The 20495-nt window shown below is 70.3% G+C and carries 3 protein-coding genes and 2 pseudogenes (1 of these 5 cut by a window edge); all 5 read left to right on the plus strand.

Features of this window, described 5'->3' with window-relative positions:
• A protein-coding gene (locus tag GEV28_RS00125; RefSeq protein ID WP_291407223.1) for an SDR family NAD(P)-dependent oxidoreductase crosses the window boundary here: on the plus strand, positions 1-6995 show its 3' portion. The gene continues 6013 nt to the left of window position 1, outside the view; only the last 6995 of its 13008 coding nucleotides appear in the window; its start codon lies off the left edge, out of view; its stop codon occupies positions 6993-6995.
• Positions 6992-18157: an SDR family NAD(P)-dependent oxidoreductase gene (locus GEV28_RS00130; RefSeq protein ID WP_291407225.1), complete on the plus strand. Its 11166-nt coding sequence runs from the start codon at positions 6992-6994 to the stop codon at positions 18155-18157. Before GEV28_RS00125 ends, GEV28_RS00130 begins: the two co-directional genes overlap by 4 nt.
• Positions 18158-18660: 503 nt before the next feature.
• Positions 18661-18885: pseudogene (locus tag GEV28_RS00135) on the plus strand (IS5/IS1182 family transposase); the annotation flags it as partial.
• A gap of 566 nt (positions 18886-19451) precedes the next feature.
• Positions 19452-19670 (plus strand): group II intron maturase-specific domain-containing protein, encoded by a 219-nt coding sequence (locus GEV28_RS00140; protein ID WP_291407227.1) that lies wholly within the window; start codon positions 19452-19454, stop codon positions 19668-19670.
• 242 nt (positions 19671-19912) lie between these two features.
• Positions 19913-20351 (plus strand): annotated as a pseudogene (locus GEV28_RS00145) (transposase family protein); the annotation flags it as partial.
• Positions 20352-20495 lie beyond the last annotated feature (144 nt).

Genomic DNA, 20495 nt, shown 5'->3' on the forward strand with positions numbered 1-20495 from the left:
CCAAGGTGCTGCTGCAGTTCCGGTACCGCGCGCTGGTGCCGTCGCTGCACGCGGAACAGCTCAATCCGCACGTCGACTTCGCGTCCGGACCGTTCCACGTCCAGCGCGCGTTCGAGTCCTGGCTTCCGCCGACGCTGGACGGGCGGGAGGCGGCGCGGATGGCCGCGGTCAGTTCGTTCGGTGCCGGTGGTGCCAACGCGCACGTGATCCTGGAGGAGTACCAGGCGCCGGTCGGCTCGGCCGGCGACGAGCATCCGGAGCTGGTCGTCCTGTCGGCGCGGACGAGGGAGCAGCTGCGCGAGCAGGCAGGCAGGATCGCCACGGCGATCACGCCGCGGCGACCGGGTGCTCCGACGACCGGAGCGGCGCCGGCATCGGTCGAGCGCGCACAGGCACAGGTTTCGGCCGCCGCGGCCGAGATTCTCGGCCTGCCGGTCGCGGATCTCGACCTGGACGAGGATCTGGAGAGCCAGGGGTTCGACCCGGTCGCGCTCGTCGCGCTGCTGGAGCGGATCGGCGCCGCGGACCGCGGCTTCGGCAACGACCGCAGCTTCGGCAATGACCCCAGCCTCGGCAACGGGTTCCGCAGCCTGCGGAAGATCGCGCAGCGCCGGGCGGCGGCCGAGCCGGCCGCGGACGAGCACACCGGACCGGCACCTGCCGGCGGGAGCCCGCGGCTTCGCGACATCGCGTTCAGCCTGCGCGCCGGCCGCGAGCCACTGCCCGAACGGCTGGCACTGGTGGTCGACGACGTCGGCGGACTGGCCACGGCCCTGCGCGAGTTCGCCGCGGGCGGGGAGCCCGCCGCAATGGTGTGCGGTCGGGTGGAGCGGCCGGGAGGACTGTTCGAGGGACTGCTGGACGGTGCCGAAGGCGACGCGTTCCTGGCCTCCGTCCAACGCTCCGGCGATCTGTACCGGCTCGGCCGGCTGTGGGTGTCCGGCATGGACTCCGTCACCGAGCTCTGGGACCGCGACCACGCCTCGCGGGTCAGCCTGCCGGGTTACCCGTTCGGCCGTGCGCGCTACTGGGTCCCGGAGGAGCCCGAGGACGCCGAGCCGCTCGTGACCGAGCCCGTCCCCGAGCCGGTGCCCGTCCCCGTCCCCGTATCCGTCCCCGAGCCCGTGCCCGTGCCGCCGGTCGCCGGCCCGGAGCCGGACGGCGTGTCCACCGTCGGGGACCTGCGCGACGCGGAGTTCGTCAGTGCCACGGTGGTGGCGGCGATGTCGGCCGTGCTGGAGGTGCCGGCCGAGGAGTTCGGGCTGGACGTTCCGCACTCCGACCTCGGCGTCGACTCCGTGCTGGCGGTGGAGATCGTCAGCCGGATCAACGCCGAGCTGGGTACGGAGGTCAGGCCGACCGACTTCTTCAACTATCCGACGCTGCGCAAGCTGATCGGGTCGGTGGCCGAGTCGGCCGCCGTCGAACCCGTCGAACCCGTCGAACCCGTCGAACCCAGCGCCGTCGAACTCGACGCCTCGGCAGGCGCCGATGCGCACCCGACGCCGGCCGTGGCCGATTCGGTCGCGGCGCAGGACCGTCCGCCGCAGCGGGCCGGGTCGGTCACCGTCGCGTCGGAGCCGGTTACCGCACCCGCCGCGGGCGGCAAGGACATCGCCATCGTCGGTATGTCGGGCCGTTTTGCCGACGCGGCCGATCTCGACCAGCTGTGGACGAACCTCGCCGCGGGACTGGACTCGGTTCGCGAGATGCCGGCGCAGCGCTGGGACGTCGACCGCTACTTCGACGAGGACCGGCAGGCACCCGGCAGGACGTACAGCAAGTGGGGCTCGGTGCTGGAGGGGATCGACCGGTTCGATCCGGATTTCTTCGGCATCTCGCCGCGTGAGGCCCGGCTGATGGACCCGCAGCAGCGGCTGTTCCTGATGACCGCCTGGCAGGCCGTCGAGAACGCCGGCTACAGCGACCGGTCCGTGGACGGACTGGAGTGTCCCGTGTTCGTCGGCACCTCCATGGGCGACTACCACCACCTGCTGCGCCAGCACGGTGTCCCCGTCGAGGGCTACACCTTCATGGGCACCCATCCGGCGGTGCTGGCATCGCGGCTGTCGTACCACTTCAACCTGCACGGTCAGAGCCTGGCGGTCGACACGTCGTGCTCGTCCTCACTGATGGCGGTCCACCTGGCCTGCGAAGCGCTGCGGGAGGGCCGGTGCGATGTCTCGCTGGCCGGTGGAGTGGCCGCGCTGGTCACCCCGGAGCTGCACATTCTGGGCAGCAAGGCCGGCATGTTGTCACCGCGCGGCCGCTGTCGGCCCTTCGACGCCGGCGCCGACGGGTTCGTACCCGGCGAGGGTGTCGGCGCGGTGCTGCTCAAACGGCTGGACGACGCGATCCGCGACGGTGATCACGTGCACGGGGTGATCGTCGGCAGCGGCGCGAACCAGGACGGCAGGACCAGCGGTATCACCGCGCCGAGCGCACCGGCGCAGACTAGGCTGCTGCGGTCGGTGTACCAGCGCTTCGGCATCGACCCCGGACGGATCGGCTACGTGGAATGCCACGGCACCGGGACGCGGCTCGGCGATCCGATCGAGATCGAGGCGCTCACCGAGGCGTTTCGGGGATTCACCGACCGCACCGGGTTCTGCGCGGTCGGCTCCGTCAAGGCCAACCTCGGTCACACGCTCACCGCGTCCGGTGCGGCCGGCCTGTTCAAGGCGGTGCTGTCGCTGAACCACCGCCAGCTGACGCCGACTCCGCACTATCAGCGGGCCAACCCGCACATTCCGTTCGAACGCACCCCGTTCTACGTCAGTTCCGCGCTGCGCGGTTGGCCTGCCGAGGACGGTCCCCGCATGGCCGCGGTCAGCTCGTTCGGCTTCAGCGGCACCAATGTGCACCTCGTCGTCCGGGAGGCGCCGGTGCCGCCGCCTCGGCCACCGGCCGAGCAGCGGGACCGGCTGTGCGCGGTGTCCGCCAAGGACGGGCCGGCGCTGCACCGCCGGTTGACCGAGCTGTCGACCTGGCTGGAGCGCCACGGCCGGGATCACGAGTGGCGGGACGTCGCGCTCACCCTCGGCGCGGGACGCTCGCATTTCGGCGCCCGCGCGGCCTTCCTCGCGCGAGGACCGGAGCAGCTGCGCGACCAGATCGCCGCCTGGCTGCGCGCGGACGGCGGTACGGCGAACGATGTGGCCGAGCCGGTACGCGCCTATCTGGCCGATCGGCCGGTCGACTGGGCAGCCGTGGTCGGCGGCGACCACGCGCGGCGTATCCCGCTGCCGACCTACCCGTTCGCGCAGGACAGCTACTGGATTCCGACGGACGCACCGGCACCGGGCCCCGAGCTGCCGCCGGCCCGACCGGACGAGCGGGAGCCGTTCGTCTTCGTGCTGAAACCGGACCAGCGCATCGTCGGTGACCATCTGGTGGACGGCAAGCCGCTGCTGCCGGCGGCCGGGCACCTGACCCAGGTGCGGCGAGCGGCTCGCTCGCTCCTGGGTGACGTGCCGATCACGGTGTCCAGGGCCGTGTGGCTGCGGCCGTTCTTCGTCACCGTGGAACTGCGGGCCGAGGTCCGGTTCGAGGTGGTCGAACCCGGTCACCGCTGGACCTTCCAGGTCGTCGCGCCCGATCCGGACGAAGGCGCCGCCGAGGTGGTCTACAGCCGAGGCGAACTCGCCGCCGGCGCGGAACACGGCGAACGGACCGACCTGGCGGCGGTCCGGGCCCGCTGCCACGAGTCGAGTTCGGATGCCGTGCACTACGGCCGGTTCGACGGCATGGGGGTCGGCTACGGGCCGCTCTTCCGCACCGTGCGCTGGGTCCAGGCGAGCGAGGACGAGGCGTTGGTGACCCTCGTCCGCGCCACCGCGCCGGTGACCGAGGACACCGAGGAAGCCGACCTGCCGGCGGGGATGCTCGACGGCGCGGTGCAGGCCGTCATCTCCATCCCGCCGCACGACGACGACGGCCGGCCGCTGGTGCCGTTCACCATGGCGACCGTCCGGATGCCGCGCGACATCCCCGCCGAGAGCTACGCGCACGTCCGGCGGACCAGCGCGACCGAGTGCGACGTCACGATCGTGGACACCGACGGCCGGGCCTGCGTGGACATCGCCGGCCTTTCCTACCGCGTGCTCAAGGAACCGGTGCCGCTGCGGGTACTGGCTCCGGTGTGGCAGGAGTCGTCCGCCCCGACCGTGCCGAGCACACCCGACCGGGTGTGGCTGCTGGCACCGGACGGCGATCACGGACTGGCCGCCCGGCTCGCGGCCCGTCATCCGGACGGCGAGACGCTGACCGTCCCGCTCGACCGTCCCGAGGCGATCGCCACGGCGACGGCCGGTGCGCCGGACCCTGACCGGGTCTACTTCCTCGGCGGCCTGCTGGCCGAGGTCGACCCGCCCGGCACGGTCGCGGACGTCCAGCACGCCCAGGACCTCGGTGTCCGAAGCCTGCTTGCGGTGATCAAGATCCTGCTGGCACGGGGATGCGGCGAGCGGACCGTGGACCTGATTGTGGTGACCGGCGACATCCACGACCCTCCGGATGACCGCAGCACGCGGCCGATGGCCGCGGCCCTGTTGGGACTGTGCCGCTCGCTGGCGAAGGAGCAGCCGAGCTGGCGGGTGGGCTGTCTCGACGTCGCGACCGCGGAACTGATCGGGCCGAGCGCGGAGACCGTGGCCGACGTGGTGGCCGGTTACCAGGGCCACCCGGACGGCAACGAGGTCGTCTGGCGCGCGGGCCGGCTCTGGCATCGCGCGCTGCGTCCCCTCGACCTCCCGGCACCGGAGTCGAGCCCGTTCCGCCGCGGCGGAACCTACCTGATCCTCGGCGGTGCCGGCGGAATCGGCACGGTCACCGCGGAACACCTGGCCGCCCGGTGCGGTGCGAACGTGGCCATGGTCGGCAGGCGACCCGCCGACGACGGGACAGCCGCACGGATTCGCGCCATCGAGGCGGCCGGCGGGCAGGGGATGTACGTGTCCGCCGATGCCACCGACGAGGACTCCCTGACCGCGGCGGTGGACGCGGTCAGGGCGCGGTTCGGGCCGATCCACGGCGCGTTCCATTCCGCGCTGGTGCTGGCCGACGCCAGGATCGCCGACCTGGACCAGGCAGCCGTCGAGCGGGTGCTCGCACCGAAGTCCCTCGGCACCGTGCTCCTGGCCCGTGCACTGGCGAAGGAGCCGTTGGACTTCCTGGTCCTGTACTCCTCGGCACAGTCGTTCAGCGGCAACGCCGGGCAGTCCAACTACGCGGCGGCCTCCACCTTCCAGGACGCCCTCGGTACCAGCCTGGCCCGGCTCGGCGTGCCGGTATGCGTGCTGAACTGGGGATACTGGGGCGAGGTCGGGGTGGTCGCCACCGGCAACTACCGCCGTCGCATGCGTGCGATGGGGGTGGACTCCATCACGCCGCGCGAAGGGATGGGGGTGCTGGAGTCGGTGCTGGCGGCCGGCACGATCCAGGCGCTGCCGATCAAGGCCGAGCAGCGCGTCCTGGACCGGATCGGCGTGCTGCCCGCGGAGCGGGACACCCCCGGACACCCCGACGGTCCGAGCCTGCGCCGCGCGCACGACGCACTCGACGCGCTCGGTGCCGCGATGGTGGTCGACGCCTTCCAGCGGATGGGGGCGTTCGGGACACCCGGCGACCGGGTACCTGTTGCCGATCTGGCTCAGCGGCTGGACGCACCACCAGGGCGGCAGGCGCTGCTCGGCGTGCTGGCCGACATCGTCACCACATCCGGGTACCTGCAGCGCGGCGGCGGCGAACTCGTGGCAGGCGACGCCGTTTCGGATGTCGCGAGCGCGGATCTGGCCGGCCGCGCGAGCGAGGTTTCCCGACGCCACCCGGAGGTGGCCGCGCACGTCGAGCTGATGTCGGCCTGCGTTCGCGAGTACCCCAGCCTGCTCACCGGCGCTCGGGACGCGACCGAGGTGATGTTCCCCGACTCCTCCCCGCGGCTGGTGGAGAGTGTGTACAACGGCGACCCGCTGTCGAACGCGGCGAACCTGGCCGCCGCCGCACAGGTCTCGGCCTGGATCGCCGATCAGACCGACTCCCGTCCACTGCGGATTCTGGAGGTCGGTGCCGGTACCGGCGGTACGACGGAGGCGGTACTGGCGGCGCTGGCGCCCTACGCCGACCGGATCGAGTACCTGTACACGGATGTGTCGCAGAGTTTCCTGCGCCATGGACGCACCAGGTTCGCGGGGTCGAGTTCCTTCCTGTCGCTGCGCAGGCTCGACATCGAACGGTCGCCGGCGGAGCAGGGTTTCCCGGCCGGATCGGTCGACCTCGTGGTGGCGGCGAACGTCCTGCATGCCACCCGCGACCTGGACGTCGCCGTCGCCAACGTCCGCGAGCTGCTGGCGGACAACGGCCGGCTCGTGCTGTGTGAGACCACCGCCTTCAGCACGTTCACCACGCTGACCTTCGGCCTGCTGGACGGCTGGTGGCGGTTCGAGGACGGGTTCCTGCGGATCCCCGGCTCTCCGCTGGCGACCGTGGGTGTCTGGCGGGATCTGTTGCGGGACAACGGTTTCGGAGACGTGTCGGTGCTGGACGCGGTACCGGGTCTCGGGCTGAACGTGATCGTCGCCGACACGCGCGCGACGTCACCGGCCGCCACGGCGGCACCGAGTCTGGAACGGGTCCAGAGCAATCTGGCGCGGCTGATCGCCACCACGCTCGGTCGCGGCGATGCCGATCTCGATCCGGACGCGCCGTTCGTCGAGTACGGAGTGGACTCGATCATCCTCGTCGAGATGGTGAACACGCTCAACGGCGAACTGGGGATCGGCCTGGAGCCGACCACCCTGTTCGACTATCCGACGCTGCGGGCACTGGCCGAATTCGTGCATGCCGAGCATCGGGGCGAACCGAGTGGGTTCACCGAGCCGGACCCGGCGGCGGAGCAGCCTCCACCGCCCGACGACGAACAGGACACGCTCCGGCGGCTCGCGGCCGGTGAGCTGACTCTCAACCAGGCCCTCTCGACCCTTGGAGGACGGGCATGAACGACGCGTTGAAGCAGATCCTCGAACTGGTCGAGACCAAGGCGATCTCCCCGGAGGACGGGCAGCGCAGACTCGCGGCGCTGCGCGCCTCGCCGGTCGCCGAGCCGCCGGCGTCCTCGACACCGGCGGACTCGACACCGGCGGAGCCGACCGGGCCGGCGTCCCGGAAGGTGGCGGTGATCGGGTTCGACTGCCGATTCGGCAGCGCGAACTCGCCGGCCGAGCTGTGGCACCTGCTCGCCGCGGGGGAGAGCGCGGTGACCGAGGTCCCCGCCGACCGCTGGCGGGTCGAGGACTACTTCGACCCCGATCCGAGCACGCCGGGCCGGACCAACTCCCGGTGGGGCGGGTTCCTCGACGACATCGCCGGATTCGACCCGTTGTTCTTCCAGCTGTCCGGCCGCGAGGCCGAACGGATGGACCCCCAACAGCGGCTGTTCCTGGAAACCTGCTGGAACGCCATGGAGAACGCGGGGTATGCGGGTGACGCGCTGTCCGGTACCCACTGCGGGGTCTTCGCCGGCACCCCGGCCAGCGACTACTGCGTCGAGGCCGACTCCGGGGAGGATGCCGACGCGCAGCTGCTGCTGGGGAACGACACCGCCATCCTCCCAGCCCGGATCTCCTACCTGCTCGACCTGCGCGGCCCCAGCATCGCGCTGAACACGGCCTGCTCGTCGGCGCTGGTGGCCGTCGACCTCGCCCGCCGCTCGATCGTCGATGGACAGTGCGAACTGGCCCTTGCCGGCGGCGTCTGCCTGTTCGTCGGACCGGGTTTCTACCTGTCGGCCAGCAAGGGGGGAATGCTGTCGCCGCGCGGCCGATGCAGCGCGTTCGACCAGTCCGCCGACGGCTTCGTCCCCGGCGAGGGCTGCGGTGTGGTCGTACTCAAGGACCTGGATGCCGCGCTCCGCGACGGCGACCGAATTCGCGGGGTGCTGCTCGGTTCGGAGACGAACCAGGACGGGAAGTCCAACGGGATCACCGCGCCGAGCGCCCGCGCGCAGACCCGGCTCCAGCTGGAGACCTATCGGCGGGCGGGCGTCGACCCCAGGACGATCGAGCTGGTCGAGGCGCACGGCACCGGCACCGCGCTCGGCGATCCGATCGAGGTGGACGCCCTGACCCGGTCGTTCGCCGAGTACACCGAGGACCGGCAGTTCTGCGCGATCGGTTCGATCAAGACCAACCTCGGACACACCGGACAGGCCGCCGGCATCGCCGGCCTGATCAAGTGCCTGCTCGCCTTCGAGCACGACCTGATCCCCGCGACGCTGCACCTGTCGACCCCGAACGAGCGGATTCCGTTCGCCGACACGCCGTTCTATCCAGCCACCCAACCGGTTCCGTGGCCGCGGCGGGAGGGGAGTCCGCGGCGCGCGGCGGTCAGCTCGTTCGGTTACAGCGGCACCAACGCGCATCTGGTGGTCGAGGAGCCACCGCCGTCGGTGGCGTCGGTACCCGACGACCGAGCGCGGTTGGTGCTGATCTCGGCCAGGACCCGGTCCGCGCTCGGCGACCGGCTCACGCAGCTGGCCGACTGGCTGGCCGATCCGCCGCACGACTGCGACCTGCGGGATCTCGCCTTCACGCTCTGCGCAGGACGCAAACACTTCGAGTTCCGCGCGGCGATCGTCGCGCGCAGCGTCGACGAACTGCGCGCCGCGCTGCGCTATCGGGCCATGGACCTGTCCGGTGGCTGGTCGAAGCCGGCGCCACTCGGCGACACCGAGCGGGAACAGGCCATAGCCGACCTGAACCGGCAACTGGATGCCGGGTCGGTGGCGGAAGGGGCGCTGGAGACCGCCGCTCGGCACTACGAGCGCGGGCTGACCCTTCCGCCCTCCCTGCTGTTCCCCGACGGTGGCCGCCGGACTCCGCTGCCGACCTACCCCTTCGAACGCGACCGCTACTGGTACACCGAACCCGCGCCGCCGCGACTGGTCGAGATTCCGGCACCGGAGGGACACCGGTACCTGTTCCGACCGCTACCCGCCGATCCCCTGGTGGCCGGCCATGTGTTCGCCGGACGGCCGATACTCGCCGCCACGGTGTCGATCGAACTCGCTCGCGGGGCCGCGCGGTTGGCGGGATACGGCACGGCGCACCGGATCGAACAGGTCAGCTGGCGCCGGCCGGTCCCGTCGACCGACGAGGCCGGTGTCGAGATCCGGCTTTCCCCGGAGGGAGCGACCACGATCCGCTTCGCTCTCGACACTCCGGACGGATTCGCCGGGGAGCCCGGCGTCAGCGGGATTCTCCGGCTGACGCCGGCGAATTCCGTTCCGGCGGCGGCGGACCTCGCGGTGGTGCGCGCACGGTGCTCGGACACGCTCGAATCGGCGGAATGCTATCGGCGGTTCGCCGCGCTCGGGTTCGCCTACGGACCGGAATTCCGGGTGGTGCGCGAACTGCGGTTCGGCACGGACGAGGTGCTGGCCCGGCTGGCGCTGCCGGCCGCGGAAACCATGCCGCTCGACGAGGACTCGCTGCGGCCGACGCTGCTCGATGGTGCGCTCCAGGCGCTCGTCGCGCTGGCGGACGGGGACGAGGACACGGTTCCCCGGGTCCCGTGCGCGGTGGAGCGGATGGAGGTGCATGCGCCACCCCGCGACGCCTGCCACGCACACCTGGTGCGCCGCGCGGACGGGGTCCTGGACATCCAGGTGACCGACGACGCCGGATCGCCGCTGATCACGATGCACGGGTTGGCGACGGCCGAGGCCCCGCCGTCGATCGCGCTGCCGGACGTGCGGCCGAACAGGGAGACCGCGGACAGGGAGACCGCCGACACGACCTGGTACGTACCGAGGTGGCGGGCGACAGCGCGGCCCGCCGCCGCCGACGGTCCCGTGCTCGTGCTGGACTCGGACGCGTGTGTCGCCGAGGATCTTCGCCGCCGCCACCCGGAGGCCACTGTCGTCCTGGCCGTCCCCGGTGCCGAGTTCCGGCAGCATGGCGCCGGGGACTACGAGATCCGGCCGGGTTCGGTCGACGACCACCGTCGGTTGCTGGCCGGCGTGCCTGCCTCGTCCGGTCCGCTCCGGATCGTCGTCCGGTGGGCGGCCACCCCCGCCGGCCAGGAGGCGGGGCAGGGCTTTTCCGATGCCGTCGAACGGGGGTTCGGCGCGTTGCTCGCGTTGAGCCAGGCGCTGTGCGCGGCGCGCACTGCCGGCCCGGTCGCGGTCCGGGTGGTCTACCCGCTGACCGACGGTGCCGCGCCACCCGAGCTGGCCGCGCTGGGTGCGTTCGCCAGGACCGTCCGGCTGGAGAACGCCGACCTGTGCGTCCAGGCGGTCGGCCTGCCGTTCGGCGACCCGGCCCGGTTCGACGGGGCATGGGATGTTCTGCTGGCCGCGCCGTCCGCCACGGAACCGGTGGAACTGCGCATGTCCGACGAGGGCACGCTGGTGCGGCGAACCTGGGCTGCGGTCGATCCGCCGGCGGCCGTGCCCGCGGTGCGACCCGGCGGTGTCTACGTGATCACCGGCGGCACGGGGCACCTCGGACAGGCCGTCGCCGACCACATCACGGCCCAGGGCGGCCGACCGGTGCTGATCAGCCGCACGGCGCCGGAATCGCCGGCGGCCGCTCACGAACAGGCCGATGTTTCCGACGATGCGGCGCTCGACCGCGCGTTGCGGGCGGTCCGGGAGCGCTTCGGACCACCGCAGGGCATCATCCACGCGGCCGGCGTCGTCCGGGACTCCTCCCTGGTGCACAAGACGGCGGCGGAGGCCGACGAGGTGCTGCGGGCCAAGGTCCACGGCGCGGTGAACTTGGATCGGCTGACCCGTGCGGACCCACTGGACTTCGTGGTCCTCTTCTCCTCCGTGGTGGCCGCGGTCGGCAACCCCGGCCAGTGCGACTACGCCTTTGCCAACGGCTTCCTTGACGAGTTCGCGCGGATGCGCGAGGCCAGGCGGCGCGCGGGGCAGGGGCAGGGGAAGACCGTGTCGATCGCCTGGCCGGCCTGGGGTGGCGGCAGCGGGATGGCAGCCGGCAATGACCGGGGCGCGGACGCACTCGGCGTGGCTGAGGGGCTCGCCGCCTTCGACCGGGCGCTCGCGGCCGAGGAACCGCACGTGGTCCTTGTCAAGGGCGCCGCGGCGATCCGGGCGATCGAGGCCGTGACCGACTCCGCGGTCGACACCGCGACGACTCGGGAGGCGGCCGCCGTGTCAAGCGCGGAGTTCGTGGCTCGACTCACCGCCATCCTCGCCGACGAGCTGCGGCTGCCCGCTGCGCGCATCGAGGCCGACACGCCGTTCTCGGCGCTCGGGATCGACTCGGTGAACGTGCTGCGGCTGAACGAACTCCTGGAACGGGAGTTCGGTCCGGTGCCGAAGACCGTGTTCTTCCAGAACTCCAACGTCGCCGAGCTGGCCGATCACCTTGCCGCGCGGTCCGCCGCCACCCCGCCGGCTCCTGCCGTCACGGTCACGTCCACCGCCGGGCACGCCGCCGCGGCCCCGGTTGCGGCCGCACACGGCCGCGACAGCCAGGACATCGCGGTGATCGGCCTCGCCGGACGGTATCCGATGGCCGCCGACGTGGAGGAGTTCTGGCGCAACCTGGTTGAGGGCCGGGACTGCATCACCACGATCCCGGCCGACCGCTGGCCGCTGGACGGTTTCTACGACCCCGAGGGCGGACCGGGCCGCAGCTACGCCAAGTGGGGTGGCTTCCTGGCCGACGTCGACCGGTTCGATCCGCTGTTCTTCAACATCGCACCACACGACGCCGACATGATGGACCCGCAGGAGCGCGTGTTCCTGGAGACCGTCTGGCTCGCGTTGGAGGACGCCGGCTACACCAGGGCCGAACTCGGCCGAACCAGCACCGGGGTGTTCGCCGGCGTGATGTACGGCGACTACCAGCGTTACGGGTCCGCCGCGGACGGCAGGATGGCGGTGTCCTCCCATGCGTCGGTCGCGAACCGGGCCTCCTACTTCTTCGACTTCCGCGGTCCCAGTATCGCGCTGGACACCATGTGTTCGTCCTCGCTCACCGCCATCCACCTGGCCTGCGAGAGCCTCCGGAGCGGCGACTGCGGTACGGCCGTCGCGGGTGGGGTCAACCTGAGCGTGCATCCTGACAAGTACCGACAGCTCAGCCTCGGACGCTTCCTGTCGACCGACGGACGGTGCCGGAGCTTCGGTGCCGGCGGTGACGGGTACGTACCCGGCGAGGGGGTCGGTGCGCTGGTGCTCAAACCGCTGGCCGCCGCCGTGGCCGACGGTGACACCGTGCACGCGGTCATCGCGGGAAGCGCGGTCAACCACGGCGGCCGCACGAACGGCTACACCGTGCCCAACACGAACGCGCAGACCTCGGCCGTGCTGGTGGCGCTGCGCCGGGCCGGCGTCGATCCGGCCGACCTGGACTATATCGAGGCGCACGGCACCGGCACCGTCCTCGGCGATCCGATCGAGATCGCCGCACTGACCGACGCCCTGGCGAGCTCGGACTCGATCGAGCCGGGCCGCACGATTCCGGTCGGCTCGGTCAAGTCGGCCATCGGCCATCTGGAGTCGGCGGCCGGCATCGCCGCGGTCACGAAAGTCATCCTCCAGATGCGGCACCGGAAGCTGGTCCCGTCCCTGCACGCCGACGAGCTCAACCCGCTGATCGACCTCGGGTCCTCCCTGGCTGTCCAACGCGACCTCGCCGAGTGGACGCCCCGCGGTGGACGTTCGCGTCTCGTCGCCGGGATCAGCTCGTTCGGGGCCGGTGGCAGCAACGCGCACCTGGTCCTGCGCGAGCCGCCGCCGGTCTCGCCGGTTCCGGCGGACGACCACACCGGCGGCACCCAGGTCGTCGTGGTGTCCGCGAAGAACCGGGACCGGCTCGTCGAACTGGCCGGGAAGCTGGCCGAACGCCTTGCCCGGTGGTGCTCGTCGGGCAGCGTGGACGATCTCGTCGCGATCGTGGCGCGTTATCTGGCGGACCGGCTGGCGGAGTTGCTGGGGGTCGGTCACGGCGACATCACTGTCACCGATGATCTCGGTGAATGCGGCATGGACGAGGTCACGAGGGCGCGGCTCGGCGCCGTGGTCTCCACGGACTGCGACCTGCCGGCGGACGAACTGCCGTCGGCCGCGGACACGGCAACCGAACTGGCGCTGCACCTGGTGCGGCAGCACGAAACCGCGCTTCGCGCGTGCTTCGGTGGCCCAGCCGACACCGCGGCGGAGGCCGCGCCGGCGCTCGCGGACATCGCGTACACCCTGCAACTCGGCCGGGAGCCGATGGACGAGCGGCTGGCAATGGTCGTGGACGACCTGCCGAGCGCGGTCACCGGTCTCCGCGCATTCGCCGAGGGAGGGCTCGCCGACGGTGTGCACACCGGTTCGGTGACCGACGACCGCGACGAGCCGATCGACGTCGGCGATCCGACCGCCGTCGCCGTGGGCTGGGTGCGCGGCGCCACGGTCGACTGGCCGGCGGTGCACGCCGGCCACCGGCGTCGCCGGGTCCGGCTGGCCGGCTACCCCTTCGCTCGCGAGCGCCACTGGCTCGACCCCGTCACCACGGCGGCCGGGCCGCAACCATCACCGCGACAACCGGAGGTCACCATGACCGGCCAGCCCGACCAGGGACCCGTGGACTCGGGAGACGACACGAGATCGTGGTTGTCCGAGACCCTGACCGGCTTCGCCGCCGAGACGATCGGTCTCGAACCGGAGCGGCTCAACGCCCGAACTCCGTTGGGGGAGTTCGGATTCGAGTCGGTAAGCCTGGTGACGCTCGCGGGCCGGATCTCCGATCTGCTGGGAGTCGCCGTCTCTCCGACCTTGTTCTACGAACGTCGCGGAGTCGCCGGAATCGTGGACTGGCTGCTGGAGACGCATCCGGAGGTCGTCGCCGCGCACCGGCCGGTACCGGCCGACCCGGTCGGCTCGGTCGCGACCGAGCCCCCGACCCGGACCGGCGGCGTCGAGCAGGCGGGACGGACCCCGCTGCCGGTCCGCACCGCCGAGGTCGGCGACAGCGGTGCCGAGCCGGTCGCGATCATCGGCATGAGCGGCCGGTTTCCCGGCTCTCCCGACCTCGACCGGTACTGGGACAACCTGTACCACCGCCGGGACCTGATCACCGAGGTACCGGCGGATCGCTGGGACTGGCGGGTCGCGGCCGGCGGCGACGTCGCATCCGACGAACCCAGCCCGTACCGGTGGGGCGGGTTCATCGAGGGCACGGACCTGTTCGACCCGCTGTTCTTCGGCATCTCGCCGGCCGAGGCCGAGATGATGGACCCGCAGCAGCGGATGCTGCTGCAGATGGTCTGGGCCGCGGTCGAGGACTCCGGATACCGGCCGTCGGCCCTTGCCGGCCGGCAGGTGGGGCTGTTCTGCGGGATCCAGTTCAGCGACTACCGGCAGCTGATGCAGGAGGTCGGTCTGCTCAGCGCCCAGTCGGGGCTGGGCAACGAGCACTCGATCGCGGTGAACCGGATCTCGTACCTGTTGGACCTGCACGGTCCGAGTGAACCGGTGAACACCGCCTGTTCCAGTTCCCTGGTCGCGGTGCACCGCGCGGTCGCCTCGCTGCGCCGCGGTGAGAGCGAGCTGGCCGTGGCCGGCGGGATCTCCCTCAATCTCGGGCCGGACTCCACCACGGCGGCCGCGCTGATGGGACTGCTGTCCCCGGACGGCCGGTGCATGACGCTGGACAGCCGTGCCAACGGCTACGTCAAGGGGGAGGGGGTCGGCCTCGTCGTCCTCAAGCCGCTGAGCCGCGCGTTGTCCGACGGGGACCAGGTCCACGCTGTCATCCGGGGTACGGCGGTGAACCACGGCGGCCGGGCCACCTCGCTCACCGCACCGAACGCCGAGGCACAGGCGGCGCTGCTGCGTACGGCCGTGGCCGAGGCCGGCGTCGGCCCGGAGACGATCGGCTACCTGGAACTGCACGGCACGGGAACGCAGCTCGGCGATCCGGTCGAGGTCAACGGAATCAGGTCCGCGTTCCGCCAGCTGACCGGGAACCGGGCCGCGACGGTCGCGCCGCACTGCGGCATCGGCTCGGTGAAGACCAACATCGGTCACCTGGAACCCGCGTCCGGCATCGCCGGTCTGCTCAAGCTGGTCCTGGCCATGCGGCACGAGACCCTGCCCGGCATGGTGCATCTGCGCGAGACCAACCCGTACGTCGACCTGGCGGACAGTCCGTTCCACATCGTCGAGGACACCGTCGAGTGGCAGCGCACGCTGGACGCCGACCGCAACGCGCTGCCGTTGCGCGGCGGGGTGAGTTCCTTCGGCTTCGGCGGGGTCAACGCGCACGTCCTCATCGAGGAACCACCGCTGCGCCGGCCGGTCCGCCGGGAACCGCCGGTCGAACGGGAGCGGCTCTTCGTCTTCTCCGCACGCAACACGGACGCACTGGTTCGTACCGCCGCGCGGTATGTCGAGCGCCTGGAGCACTGGGAAGGCCATCCGGAGGACGGGCAGGACCCGGACGTGGTGGCCGCCACGCTGTGGGAGGGACGGGAGCCGATGGCCGAACGGCTCGCCGTGGTCGCCGCCGACCTCGCCACGCTGCGCGAACGGCTGACCGCGGTCGCGGCCGGGGACTGGAGTGGACCGGGAGTGCGCCGCGGCCGCGCCGAGGAGCCGGGAGCGGCATCGGCGATCGCGCAGGTCACCGGAGGACCGGACGCCATGGCCGCCGCGTGGGTCACCGGTCGTGCCGTGACCTGGACACCGGAGGTCCCGGCGGGACGGCCGCGGCGCACCTCGCTGCCGACGTATCCGTTCGAGGAGAAGCGGTACTGGTTCAGTGTTCCCGAAGGTGCGGCGGTGGCGCCGGGGGCCGGTGCGCCGCCGGAGCAGGAGACGGTCACCGGTGAGCCGTACATCCGGGCCGGCCTGCGCGGCATCCTGCGGGACAAGCTGAAGCTGGACGACGACGAACTTGACGAGAACCGCAGCCTCGCCAACCTCGGCGTCGACTCCATCGTCAGTGCCATGATCATGCAGGTGGTGCAGGAGGAGTTCGACATCCAGGTGCCGCTCACGGCACTCGTCGACCACCCGACGCTGCGCCTGCTTTCGGCCTACGTCCACCAGGAGTTCTTCGCCGACAAGGAGATCGGCGGCGTCCTCGCCGGCCGCGAGCCACGTGCCGGGCGAGCCGGTTCCGAAGGCAGCCAGAACCGCCTCCCTGCCGAACTGCTGCCGATCAGCGTCGGCGGCAGCGGACAGCCGTCGTTCTGGGTGCACGGCGCGACCGGTTACTCGACCTGGTTCCAGAATCTCTCGCAGGCGCTCGGCCCGGCCTACCCGCTCTACGCGTTCCAGGCGAAGGGCACCGACGGCCGCTCCATGCCGCATTCACTCGAGGAGATGGTGGCGCACTATCTCGACTGCATCCGCAGGGTCCAGCCGCACGGCCCCTACTTCATCGGCGGCTACTCCTTCGGCGGCCTGATCGCCACGCAGATGGCGCAGCAGTTGCACGACGAAGGGGAGGAGATCCGGCACCTGGTCCTGTTCGACACCTACCCCGCCACCCAGGAGGTGTTCGACCGTCACCACGAGACCTACGACCGTGACTTCCTCCAGATGTACCTGACCAACTACTTCCTGAAGCTCGACGAACACCCGGAGCGGGTGATCCGCGAGGAGGACGTGGCGCACCTGCCGCTGACCCTGCAGGTCGTCGAACTGGCCCGGCTGGCCAAGGAACGCACGGATCGGCGGATGGCCGCCGAAGACATCTATCTGTACCTGCGTGGCGGCCTTGTCTGCTCGGAGCAGGCCGAGGGGATCTACCAGCAGTACAAGATGGTCGACTACACGGCGTCGGACGTGACCTTCTTCAAGGCGATGGACGGCTTCACCGGGAAGGCCAGTTCGCTGTACTGGCGGCCGAGCCGCATTCTGGACGGCTACGACTACGAGACGCCGTGGCGCGAGTCCGTCACGGGCGACTTCCAGCTGGTGGAGCTGGACGTCGACCACCTCAACCAGCTCGAGGAGCCGACCCTGTCGATCGCCTCGAGGCGCATCGAGGCGGTGCTCAAGCAGCCGCCGTCGCTGGACGAGATCGCGTACACCGAGTTCAACAAGGACTTCGAGGCCGTCACCGAGTTCGGCAACCGCCTGCTGGCGGACGTGTTCCGAGACGCCGTGGCGAGCACCGAGGCCAGTGCTCGCACGGAGATCCGTGATCGGCTCGCGGTGGTGCCCGGCTACGGCCGCCTGTTCCAGGCCAGTTGCGACATCCTGGAGCGGGAGCGCTATGTCCAGCGCCTCGACGACGGACGGTTGGCGGCGACCGAGAAGCTGAACGGCGCCGGGTTCCCCGGTGGCGCCGAGGAGATCGCGGCCACCGCGGCGGATCTGGCGGCCAAGCATCCCTCGATCGCCGAGTACCTCCCGCTGCTGACCGCCTGCCAGGCCGAGGTGCTGGCGGTGCTGGCCGGGCAACGGGACGCCACCGACGTCATCTTCCCCGGCGGTTCGATGGAGTTGGTAGCCGAGATCTACAAGGGTGGCATCCAGAGCGACTACTACAACCATCTGGTCGCCGATGTCGTCGAGGAGCACGTCCGGCACTTCGCTCGCCGGTATCGTCGGTCGCGAGCGAAGATCTTCGAGGTCGGTGCCGGTACGGGAGGCACGAGTACGTTCGTCTTCGACGCGCTGGCCGACTACGCGGAAAAGGTGTGGTACTCCTTCACCGACATCGGTGGCGCATTCCTGCAGCTGGCCGAGCGGCAATTCGGCGCCGATCATCCCTATCTCGATTTCGGCACGCACGATGTCGAGCGAGAACCGGAGACACAGGGCTACGAGCCGTACAGCATGGACGTCGTGATCGCCGCCAACGTCCTGCACACCACGCGGCGGATCGACGTGACCGTACGCAACTGTCGGCGGCTCCTGAAACCCGGCGGAATTCTCGTGATCAACGAGTTGACGCAACGGCTCGACTACAACACCCTGACCTTCGGTCTGACCGAAGGCTGGTGGATCTACCAGGACGATGCCGTGCGGATACCCGGCTCGCCGCTGCTGGACGCGCGCGGCTGGCGAGATGCGTTGGGACAGGCGGGGTTCGGTGAGGTCACGGTACACGGTGTTGCCGGGGTCGACGAGGACGATCAGGCGCAGTGCGTGATCGTGGCGAAGGTGCCGGACCAGAAGGTTTGACGACGCGCGAACGTGGAGGTCAGATAGTTCGTGATCGATCGCGGGCGATGGGGATCGCACTGCGGACCGGCCGGCGTGCGAAACGGTTGCCAATACACGATTCGGTGTCTTCACCGCAACGACAACCGGATGAAACACGCTGACGTTAACGGAATCTTAGCGGAGTCGATGATAGGTTCCTTGGTAAATTGGCGATATTGGCTTGGAATCGGACTGTTTCGGACATATCGCCATGGGTGCGACGCATCCTTACGCTAAAGCCGCCGTGTGCCCGTATACCGTGATCCGTCGACACGTCAATACGCTGACGGGGTGTAGGCCCTCCTCTTCCGCCGGACCTGCCGATGGCAGTCCGGCGAGCGTTGACACTGAACTCGGCGCTGTGTCACGATCTGCCGGGGTATTTCTGTGCGTTTGGACTCGCCGGCAACCGGAGCCGTGTGCCGTCCAAGGGTTTGTCTCGTAACCCGGTGGGGCTGGGTCCGCCGGTGGTTGATCATGGTGTGGGGCAGGTGAGCTCGGCGTCGCGCCTGGAGTGGATTGCCCTGTTCACGGGGTTGGAACCGGGTCAGTTCCGCAAGCTGGTGCGGGTGGTGGCGAAGCGCGGTGGGGAGGAGATCGGGGATGGTCGGCCGGGTCGGCAGTGGGCGTTGCCGCTGGCTTATCGGGTGTTGCTGGTCGCCGCGTATTGGCGGACGAACTTGACGATGCGGCGGATCGTGCCCTTGGCACGGTGCGCCGCGAGGTGCTGTGTGACCGAGCGGGGATGAGAGGACTCCGGCGCCGGGCTGTCGCAGCAGTCTGGTTGAAGCCGAGGGCAGCCTGACTCGGGAGACGCCAGACGTGCTGGTACTGCCGGACGGTGCGGGTCCGGCAAGCGAGACGAGAAGGTGTACGCGAGGAACCAGTGGCAAAGCCTCGTAAGTGACGAACCGGCTCAAATCTGGTGGATGTGGATAAGGGCCCGGGTGCAGTGCGTGATCACCTGGATGGGTGGTCAACTCCGAAGCCGTGTAGTGCCGTCGGTGAGGAGGCCACGACAAAGGACTGCGGTCTGGTCCAGGGCAGGTCCGTCGTCGACTGGGGGTTGTGGGATGGGGCGGAGGCCCTGTAGTAGTCCGAGCGCGCGCGCGAGAGGTGTGCACATGGCGAAGGGGGCCGGCAAGTCAGCAGGGAGGATGCTGGAATGCCGGGAGGATGTCGTCGGTGAATATCGACGAACTGGAATCGGCCTTGTACTGGGCCGAGCGCCGGGTACTGGGGATTCAGACCAAACTGCACCAGTGGGCTAGCGGTGATCCTCATCGTCGGTTCACGGATCTGTTCAACCTCGTCGCTGCTCCATCAGCTTGACCAGGTGCTGCGGGGATGGACCGCCTACTTCAAACACGGCTGGTCGAAGGCCACCTTCAACTACCTGCGCTCCTACACCTGGAAACAGGTCTTTGGATGGTTACGCCGCAAAACATCGACGAACCACCTGGAAGGAACTCCGCCGCAAGAACACCAGTGACGGATGGTGGCCCGCCACCGGCGAGGCGGCCCTGCTCAACCCAGGTGCAGTAAAGATCAACTACTACGCCTACCGGGGAACAAAGATCCCAACGCCATGGCCGAGCACAGCATAAGGACAACGAGAACCCTACCGGGACTTGTGGCGCGCCCATTGCGTGGAGACCCGCACGGCGGGTGCGGGAGGCGGTCCGGGGAACCCACCGATGGAAACATCGGCAGGGCGCCCCGGGTCGACCTCACCTGGTGCCGACGCGGGATCACCGGTTGGCGACGCCGTCGAAGAACTACCGGTATTCGGCGAAGGTGCAAGTCGCGATCGACGTCGATACTCGGCTGGTGATCGCCACCGGCGACGCACATCCCGGCAACCGTAACGACTGCACCGTCCGTCGTGACTCCGGAATCGAGCAGGAACTGGCGGGGCGCCCGGTGATGGCCGACGGCGGCTACCAAGGCAACCCCGAGGTGATCATGCCCTACCGCAAACCTCGTGACGGCAGTGATCTGCCGGACTGGAAGGAAGACCTCAACGCCGGCCACAGCAAGATCCGCGCCCGCGTCGAACACGCCCTGGCCCGGATGAAGTGCTGGAAGATCCTGCGCGACTAGCGCCGCCAGCACCCTGAACGACACAGTGTCCGGAATCGCCCACCTGCACAACATCCTCCTCGCGGACTGATCCACAAGCACCAGTCCCACCAAACCACAACACCCATTACGAGACGTCCCGTAGTGGACTCGACAACGCGTTGCCGAAGACCGTCCGCAGGACGCCGAACGAAGTCAGTCTTGCCCGGTGTGTATTCACGTGCTCATCGGGTTG

The organism is Actinophytocola sp. (assembly GCF_009379765.1).
GTDB lineage: Bacteria > Actinomycetota > Actinomycetes > Mycobacteriales > Pseudonocardiaceae > Actinophytocola.

Coding starts and splice junctions, on each gene's coding strand:
- GEV28_RS00130 (WP_291407225.1), top strand. CDS start 6,992: ATGAACGACGCGTTGAAGCAGATCCTCGAACTGGTCGAGACCAAGGCG.